Origin of the sequence: Pseudomonas sp. TWR3-1-1, from assembly GCF_049896545.1 — a bacterium.
In the GTDB taxonomy this organism is placed as follows: domain Bacteria; phylum Pseudomonadota; class Gammaproteobacteria; order Pseudomonadales; family Pseudomonadaceae; genus Aquipseudomonas; species Aquipseudomonas weihenstephanensis.
Genome location: NZ_JAFCUO010000007.1, coordinates 272817 through 281558, shown reverse-complemented (window position 1 = coordinate 281558; position 8742 = coordinate 272817). Strand labels below are relative to the sequence as shown.

Genomic DNA, 8742 nt, shown 5'->3' with positions numbered 1-8742 from the left:
CGGTAGTCGCGGGCCTTTGTAGTCGCTGTCGAGGTACGAGGCTGCGATCGGGCGCTGCGGTGTGTCTGAGGCACCGCGTTGAATGGTTTACGACGGCTGCGCCGCCGGACGCAGCCTCGCACGACTCGTCAGCGACTACAGGTGTGTGCTCGGTAGTCGCGGGCCTTTGTAGTCGCTGTCGAGGTACGAGGCTGCGATCGGGCGCTGCGGTGTGTCTGAAACAGCGCGTTGAATGGTTTACGACGGCTGCGCCGCCGGACGCAGCCTCGCACGACTCGTCAGCGACTACAGGTGTGTGCTCGGGAGTCGCGGGCCTTTGTAGTCGCTGTCGAGGTACGAGGCTGCGATCGGGCAGAGCGTTTGACCCCGGCATTGCGCTTGCGCGATGAGGGTCAAGACGGTATCTACACGTTTTGCTTGCCTCAAATCGGGCAGGTCACGCCTGTGCCGCCAATGCCGCAGTAGCCGTTCGGGTTTTTCGCCAGGTATTGCTGGTGGTAAGCCTCGGCAAAATAGACGGTCGGCGCTTGAAGGATTTCGGTGGTGATAGTGCCTTTGCCGGCTTTGGTCAGTTCGGCCTGGAATACGTTTTTACTGGCCAATGCTTCGTCGAGCTGTTCAGGGGTTGTGCAGTAGATCACGGAGCGGTATTGAGTGCCGATGTCGTTGCCCTGGCCCATGCCTTGTGTCGGATCGTGCAGTTCCCAGAACATCTTCAGCAGCTCTTGGTAGCTGACCTTGTCCTGGTCATAGACCACCAGCACCACTTCGCTGTGACCCGTCAGGCCGGAGCACACTTCTTCGTAGGTCGGATTCGGCGTATGGCCTCCGGCATAGCCCACAACCGTACTGACAACACCCTCTTTCTGCCAGAACTTGCGCTCTGCGCCCCAGAAGCAACCCAGGCCAAAAATCGCAAAGCCGACATTGCCAATAAAAGGTCCCAGCAATGGGATGTTTTTATGAACAAAATGGTATTCAGGCAACACCATGGGTGTTTCGCGCCCCGGCAGGGCTTGTTCAGGAGTAGGTAGCACGTTTTTATTCACCAGGATTTCCGAGCGCAAGACCATGTTTCAAGCCCTCTCAGTCAGATTGTAAAAATGTAGACCGCCAGTGTGCCCGAGTGTTGCAACGATGTCAGGCCAGAGGGCCGCGCGGGTAGCGTTTAAGTTTTTCTACCAGTTCGCTACCGGGGATCGGTCGGTCAAACAGATATCCCTGGCCTACGTCGCAGCGATGACGGCGCAGGAAGGCCAGTTGCTCTGCGGTTTCGATGCCTTCGGCCACCACTTTGAGCTTGAGGTTGTGCGCCATCGCGATCACGGCAGAGGTGATCTCCATGTCGTCCTGGTTGTCCGGGATTTCGTTGATAAAGCTGCGGTCGATTTTAATGATGTCGATCGGGAATTTCTTCAGGTAACTGAGCGATGAGTAGCCCGTACCAAAGTCGTCCATCGCCAGCGTCAGGCCCAGTTTTTTCAACTGATCGAGCTGCAAATGGGTGTCTTCTGTCGCTTCCAGCAGCAAGCCTTCGGTCAGCTCCAGCTCCAGCAAAGAGGCCGGTAGCTGTTCTTCCTTGAGGATGCTGGCAATCGAGGCGACCAGGTCCGGGTCAGAAAACTGTTTGGGCGACAGGTTGATCGCCACTTGCAGATTGCCCAAGCCTTCGGCGCTCAATTGCTTGCTCATGCGGCATGCCTGGCGCGCAATCCATTTGCCGATAGGGATGATCAACCCGGTTTCTTCCGCGACGCTGATGAACTGATCGGGGCGGATCATGCCGCGTTCCGGGTGGTTCCAGCGCAGTAACGCTTCCATCCCCAATAACCGGCCCGAACGCAGGCAGAGTTTGGGTTGGTAGAACACATCAAGTTCGTTTTGGGTCAGGGCGCGGCGCAGGTTGTTTTCGACGAACAGCTTGTAGCTGGCTTCGGCGTTCAGCGCTTCGGTGAACACTTGCACCTGATGTTTGCCGTTGGCTTTGGCTTTGTGCAGCGCCAGCCCCGCGTTACGCATCAAGGTCTGCGGGTCACGACCGTGAATCGGCGCGCTCGCCACGCCAACCGAGCCGGTGACGCTGATCAACTGGTTGTCGACGAACATCGGCTTGTCGAGGGTCATCAGCAATTGGCTGGCAATTTGCTGGCCTGTCTCCAGGTCCGTGTCGTCCAGCAGCACGGCGAATTCGTTGCTGGCAAAGCGCGCCAGGCTGCCGCCAGGGCTGAGGCTGTTACGCAGGCGGCGTGCCAGGCTGATCAGCAGTTTGTCGCCCGTCTGGTGGCCGAGGCTGTCGTTGATGCGCTTGAAATTATCAATGTCCACCAGCAGCAGGCAGATGGGCTGTTCGCTGTTGCGATTGAAGCGTTCATCAAGGTTGCGGATGAAGGCCGGGCGGTTGCCCAGATTGGTCAGGTTGTCGGTGTAGGCCAGTCGCTCGATGCGCTGTTGCGCCAGTTTGGCGTCGGTGATGTCTTCGTAAATGCCGATGTAATGCGTCAGTTCGCGGTTATCGCCGTAGACCTTGGAAATCGACAACTGGCCCCAGTACGGTTCCAGATTTTTACGCCGGCTCTTGAATTCGCCTTGCCAGCTGTTGCTTTTGCTTAAGCTCGATTGGGCATCGAACAGCAGTTCGCTGAGGTTCTCCAGCGCGGGCAACTCTGAGAGTTTGTGGCCCTGCACTTCTTCAGTGCTGTACTGGGTGATGGCGGTAAAACTGGGGTTCACGTACTCCACCAGGCCCTCGCAGTTGACCAGCAAAAAGGCGTTGGCGCTTTGCTCCACCGCGCGCTGGAACAGGTGCAAGGCATTGGTGGCAGCGCGGCGGTTGTGGTTGTTGATAACCTGCGCAAACTGGTCCGCCAACTCGCCGGCAAAAGCAATCTCATCGGACTGCCACACGCGGGTACTGCCGATTTGTTCCAGGCACAGTACGCCGACCACCTGGCCATCAATGCGGATGCTCGCATCGAGCATCGCGCTCACGTCGCCGCGACTGAGGCTGGCTGCCAATTCGCGGGTGCGCGGGTCGCGGGTGGCGTTGTGCGCGTCGATTGAGCGGCTGGTGTGCAGGGCTTCGAGATAATCAGGAAAGCCACTGGCGTCAAAAACCTCGTTGGCCACGTGCGCTTGGCTTTCACGCTCGTAGGCGGAAATAGGCAGCAGCCGGTTGCCCTCAAGGTTCCACAGGCTGGCTGCGTCGATCTGATAGATATCGCAGGCGCTGTGGGTAATCAGCTCGGCGGCTTCTTGCAGCGAGTTGTTTTGACTATAACGGTGGCGCGCCAGACGCAGGATCAAGTCCTGCTGCGCCCGCACCCGCTCCAAATGCTGCAACTGCTCTTGTTGGGCACGCTGATTAAGTTCCAGCGCGATTTGCAGGCGAGAATTCTGGGTTTCGAGGTCGGCGAGCGGCACCGGCGGGGTGCTGTTGAGGGTGGATTCAAGCACGAGCAGGTAACCGCGCAGCAAATGCCGATTGTGCTGTTTGTACGCTTCGCCCAACTCCATCAGGCTCAAGGCGCCCCGAGAGGTATGCAGCGTGTAATGCACCACGTAATGCGGGCTGGCCCCAAGCTGGGTTTGTATCGCATCGTGCAGGCGATAGCGCGCTTCAGGCTCCATCAGGCTGGCAAAGGGTGAGCCGACCAGCGAACACAGGTCTACCGCAGCGAGGCCAAACTGACGTTCGCAATTAGGGTCCAGATAGAGCAAGGCCCAACTGGCTTCATTAAGCCGCTCGAAACGCAGCATACCGAGCCTGGAAGGCACGGGGAGCTGCGTCACGACCTCGGCTGCCGCGCGCGGGGCAGCATCGGGTTGGCTTTTCATTGGGAAACTCGCTTCACAAATGCTGTTTACGCACGGGCTGGCGCCTGTTCCTGCGGTTTGGGCAAGGTTGCATCATGCTCACGGCGCTGACAAGTGAGCATGCAGGCTAAGTGCTATATAGCGTTATCGGCAGGCGGAGACTTTCCTGCATACCGACCGTCGTACGTTTCAGTTTTATGACGGTGCGGGAGTGGGGATCACGGATTCGAGCATGTGCACCGGGATCGACTCGGTGGAGGGTCGCAGCGATAAAAAAAGCCCCGCCACATGGGCGGGGTTGAGGTACGAGCGTGGCGCTCGAAAAAGAGTGCGCGGCCCCGGCCTTCTGTGAAGAAGGCCAGGGTCTGGCTTACAGCAGGATGGTGCGGATGTCGCCCAGCAACTGGCTCAGACGCTGGGTGAAGCGTGCAGCCGCAGCGCCATTGATCACGCGGTGATCGTAGGACAGCGACAGCGGCAGCATCAGTTTCGGCTGGAAGGCTTTGCCGTCCCAGGCTGGCTGGATAGTTGCCTTGGAAACCCCAAGGATCGCCACTTCCGGCGCGTTGACGATCGGCGTGAAGCCGGTGCCGCCAATGTGGCCCAGGCTGGAAATGGTGAAGCAGGCGCCTTGCATGTCGTCAGCGGTGAGCTTCTTGTCACGGGCCTTGGCAGCCAGTGCCGCCGCTTCCGCCGCCAGTTGCAGCAGGCTCTTCTGATCAACGTTCTTGATCACAGGGACCAGCAGGCCATCCGGGGTGTCTACGGCGAAGCCGATGTTGACGTACTTCTTGCGGATGATGGCTTTGCCGCTTGGCGCCAGCGAGCTGTTGAAGTCGGGCATTTCTTTGAGCAGGTGCGCGCAGGACTTGAGCAGCAGCGGCAACACGGTCAGTTTCACACCGGCTTTTTCTGCGACCGCTTTTTGTGCAACGCGGAAAGCTTCCAGCTCAGTGATGTCAGCCTGATCGAACTGCGTCACGTGCGGGATGTTCAGCCAGCTGCGATGCAGGCTCGACGCGCCGATTTGCATCAGGCGGGTCATGGCCACTTCTTCGACTTCACCGAAACGGCTGAAATCGACAGCCGGAATCGGCGGAATGCCAGCTCCACCGGTTGCACCGGCGGCCGGGGCTTCTTTGGCCTTTTGCATCATGGCTTTGACGTAAACCTGCACGTCTTCTTTCAGCACACGACCGTGCGGGCCGCTTGGGCTGACCGCGTTCAGCTCGACGCCGAACTCGCGGGCCAGTTGACGCACGGCAGGGCCAGCGTGAACTTTGGCGCCTTTTGGCACAGGCGCGGTTGCCGGGGCAGGGGCTGCCTCGGCTTTGGCGGCTGGCGCAGGGGCCGCAGCCGGTGCTTGAGCGGCCGGAGCTTGTTCAGCAGCAGCGGCTGGCGCAGGTGCAGCCGGGGCCGCAGCACCTTGTACTTTGAGCTTGAGGATGAAGTCGCCAGTGCCAACTTCGTCATCGAGCTTGACCGAAATGCTTTCGACCACACCGGCGGCTGGCGATGGAATTTCCATGCTGGCCTTGTCGGATTCGAGGGTGATCAACGACTGATCAGCCTCAACGGTGTCGCCAGCCTTGACCAGAATCTCGATGATTTTGGCTTTGCCCGACGAGCCGATGTCCGGGACGTGAATGTCCTGAACCGTCGAGCTTGCAGGTGCAGCGGCCGGGGCCGCAGGGGCCTCGGCTACGGGCGCGGCCGCAGGCTTTTCAGCCGCTGCCGGTGCCGCAGGAGCGTCAGCTTCAGGCGCCGCAGCGGCGCCCTCGGCTTCCAGTTCCAGCAGTTCGTCGCCTTCTTTCAGGCGGTCGCCCAGCTTTACTTTCAAGCTTTTGACGATGCCCGCTTTGGGAGCAGGGATTTCCATGCTCGCCTTGTCTGATTCCAGCGTCAGAATGCTCTGGTCGGCTTCGATACGGTCGCCGACTTTTACAAACAGTTCGATGACTTCACCGTCACCGCTGCCGATGTCAGGTACTCGAATGAGTTCGCTCACAAAAATTCTCCTCAGCAGTCCAGTGGGTTGCGTTTTTCTGGGTTGATACCGAACTTGACGATGGCTTCTGCCACTACCTTAGGTTCGATATCACCACGGTCAGCCAGTGCTTCAAGGGCTGCCAACACCACGAAATGACGGTCTACTTCAAAGAAGTGACGCAGTTTTTTGCGGCTGTCGCTGCGGCCGAAACCGTCAGTGCCCAGCACTTTGAATTCTTTGACCGGTACCCACTGACGAATCTGTTCGGCGAACAGCTTCATGTAGTCGGTGGAGGCAATGACCGGACCTTTACGCCCGCTCAGGCACTCTTCTACGTAGCTGAGCTTTGGCTTCTGGCCAGGATGCAGACGGTTTTCACGCTCAACGGCCAGGCCGTCGCGACGCAGTTCGTTGAAGCTGGTAACGCTCCAAACGTCGGCACCGATGTTGAATTCATCACGCAGGATTTTTGCCGCTTCGCGCACTTCACGCAGGATGGTGCCGGAGCCCATCAGTTGTACGTGGTGTGCCGCTTCTTTGGTGTCTTCTTCGAGCAGGTACATGCCCTTGACGATGCCTTCCTCAACACCGGCCGGCATGGCTGGCTGCTGGTAAGACTCGTTCATCACGGTGATGTAGTAGAAGACGTCCTGTTGCTCTTCGGTCATCTTCTTCATGCCGTCCTGGATGATCACCGCCAGCTCATAGCCGTAGGTTGGATCGAAGGTGCGGCAGTTAGGGATGGTGGAGGCCAGGATGTGGCTGTGACCGTCTTCGTGTTGCAGGCCTTCACCGTTGAGCGTGGTACGCCCGGCGGTGCCGCCGATCAGGAAGCCACGGGTGCGGCTGTCGCCAGCGGCCCAGGCCAGGTCACCAATGCGCTGGAAACCGAACATCGAGTAGAAGATGTAGAACGGCAGCATCGGCTGGTTGTGGCTGGAGTACGAAGTACCGGCAGCGATGAAGGAGCTCATGGCGCCTGCTTCGTTGATGCCTTCTTCGAGGATCTGACCTTTTTTGTCTTCGCGGTAGAACATCACCTGGTCTTTGTCGACTGGCTCGTAGAGCTGGCCGGTGGAGGAGTAGATGCCCAACTGACGGAACATGCCTTCCATACCGAAGGTACGGGCTTCGTCCGGGATGATCGGCACGATGCGCTGGCCGATGTCTTTGTCCTTGACCAGTTGCGCCAAAATGCGCACGAAAGCCATGGTGGTGGAGATTTCGCGCTCGCCTGAACCGTCAAGGATGGCCTTGAGGGTATCCAGTGGCGGGGTCGGAATGCTCAGGCTCTTGGCGCGGCGCTGTGGCACGAAGCCACCCAGTGCGCTACGGCGCTCGCTCAGGTAGCGGGCTTCAGCGCTGCCTTCTTCTGGCTTGAAGAACGGCAGGTTTTCGATTTCTTCGTCTTTGACCGGGATGTCGAAACGGTCGCGGAACAACTTCAGGCTGTCGACGTCGACTTTCTTGGTGTTGTGCGCGGTGTTTTTCGCTTCGCCGGCGCCGGTGCCATAACCCTTGATGGTTTTGGCCAGGATCACGGTTGGCTGGTCTTTGTGGTTGACCGCTTCGTGGTACGCCGCGTAGACCTTGTACGGGTCGTGGCCGCCACGGTTGAGCTTCCAGATTTCGTCGTCCGACAAATCAGCAACAATCGCCTTGAGTTCAGGCGTATTGAAGAAGTGTTCGCGAACGAACGCGCCATCTTTGGCCTTGTAGTTCTGGTACTCGCCGTCGATGACTTCGTCCATGCGGCGTTGCAGGATGCCGTCGACGTCTTTGGCCAGCAGCGGGTCCCAGAAACGGCCCCAAATGACTTTGGTCACGTTCCACTGAGCACCGCGGAACACGCCTTCGAGTTCCTGGATGATTTTGCCGTTACCGCGAACCGGGCCGTCGAGGCGCTGCAAGTTGCAGTTGATGACAAAGATCAGGTTGTCGAGGTTTTCGCGGCCAGCCAGCGAGATCGCGCCCAGGGATTCAGGCTCGTCACATTCGCCGTCGCCCAGGAAGCACCAGACTTTTTGCTTGCCGGCGGGGATGAAACCACGGGCTTCCAGGTACTTCATGAAGCGGGCCTGGTAGATCGCCTGGATTGGGCCCAGACCCATCGACACGGTCGGGAACTGCCAGAAATCAGGCATCAGCCAAGGGTGCGGGTAGGACGACAGGCCCTGACCGTCGACTTCCTGGCGGAAGTTGTTCATCTGGTCTTCGGTGATGCGGCCTTCCATGAACGCACGGGCGTAAACGCCTGGGGAGGTGTGGCCCTGGAAGTAGATCAGGTCGCCGCCGTGTTCTTCGGTCGGGGCCTGGAAGAAGTAGTTGAAGCCGATGTCATACAGGGTTGCACTGGAAGCGAAGCTGGAGATGTGACCGCCCAGGTCAGAATCTTTCAAGTTCGTGCGCATTACCATTGCCATGGCGTTCCAGCGAACCAACGAGCGAATGCGGCGTTCCATGAACAGGTCGCCAGGCATGCGTGCTTCGTGGGTCACAGGGATGGTGTTGCGGTATGGCGTGGTGATGGCGTACGGCAGTTGCGAACCGGTGCGGGTTGCGAGCTCACCCATACGGGTCATCAGGTAGTGAGCGCGGTCTTCGCCTTCTTTGTCGAGAACCGATTCCAGGGCGTCCAGCCATTCCTGGGTTTCGACGGGATCGAGGTCTTGCATGGCTTGCTCCAGGGCGGAAAGGCTTCCAGAATCGGTTGCCTGAGTTTGCGACTGGCCTTGTGGGCAGACGACATAAATTCTTGGATGACCGGAAGTAGATTCCAGCGTTGTGTAGTTTTACTACAAATCGTTGGCCATTTCAGCCTTTCAAGTGGGTCACTCAGTAGTAAAACTACATGTCAGGCGCTGATGGTCAGCCGTGTAGTTGTGCGAAAAATCGATATTGTTAGTGCGAAATTTAATTTATTGCCTTCTTTTGGAAGG

Annotated in this window: 4 protein-coding genes; all 4 read right to left on the bottom strand. The window is 58.6% G+C overall.

Going from position 1 to position 8742, the window contains the following annotated elements; translation table 11 throughout:
• Positions 1-422: 422 nt before the first annotated feature.
• Complete coding sequence (gene msrA / locus ACP7A4_RS16850) at positions 423-1073, bottom strand: peptide-methionine (S)-S-oxide reductase MsrA (RefSeq protein ID WP_426247822.1); 651 nt, start codon at positions 1071-1073, stop codon at positions 423-425.
• A gap of 67 nt (positions 1074-1140) precedes the next feature.
• A complete protein-coding gene (locus tag ACP7A4_RS16845) occupies positions 1141-3834 on the bottom strand; it encodes a putative bifunctional diguanylate cyclase/phosphodiesterase (RefSeq protein ID WP_059763622.1) in 2694 nt (897 codons plus the stop codon).
• A 349-nt stretch (positions 3835-4183) separates the two neighbouring features.
• A complete protein-coding gene (gene aceF, locus ACP7A4_RS16840) occupies positions 4184-5821 on the bottom strand; it encodes a dihydrolipoyllysine-residue acetyltransferase (protein WP_426247821.1) in 1638 nt (545 codons plus the stop codon).
• 11 nt (positions 5822-5832) lie between these two features.
• Positions 5833-8478 carry a pyruvate dehydrogenase (acetyl-transferring), homodimeric type gene (aceE, locus tag ACP7A4_RS16835; protein WP_426247820.1) on the bottom strand — a complete coding sequence of 882 codons (2646 nt, stop codon included), beginning with the start codon at positions 8476-8478 and terminating at the stop codon, positions 5833-5835.
• Between the last annotated feature and the right edge of the window lie 264 nt (positions 8479-8742).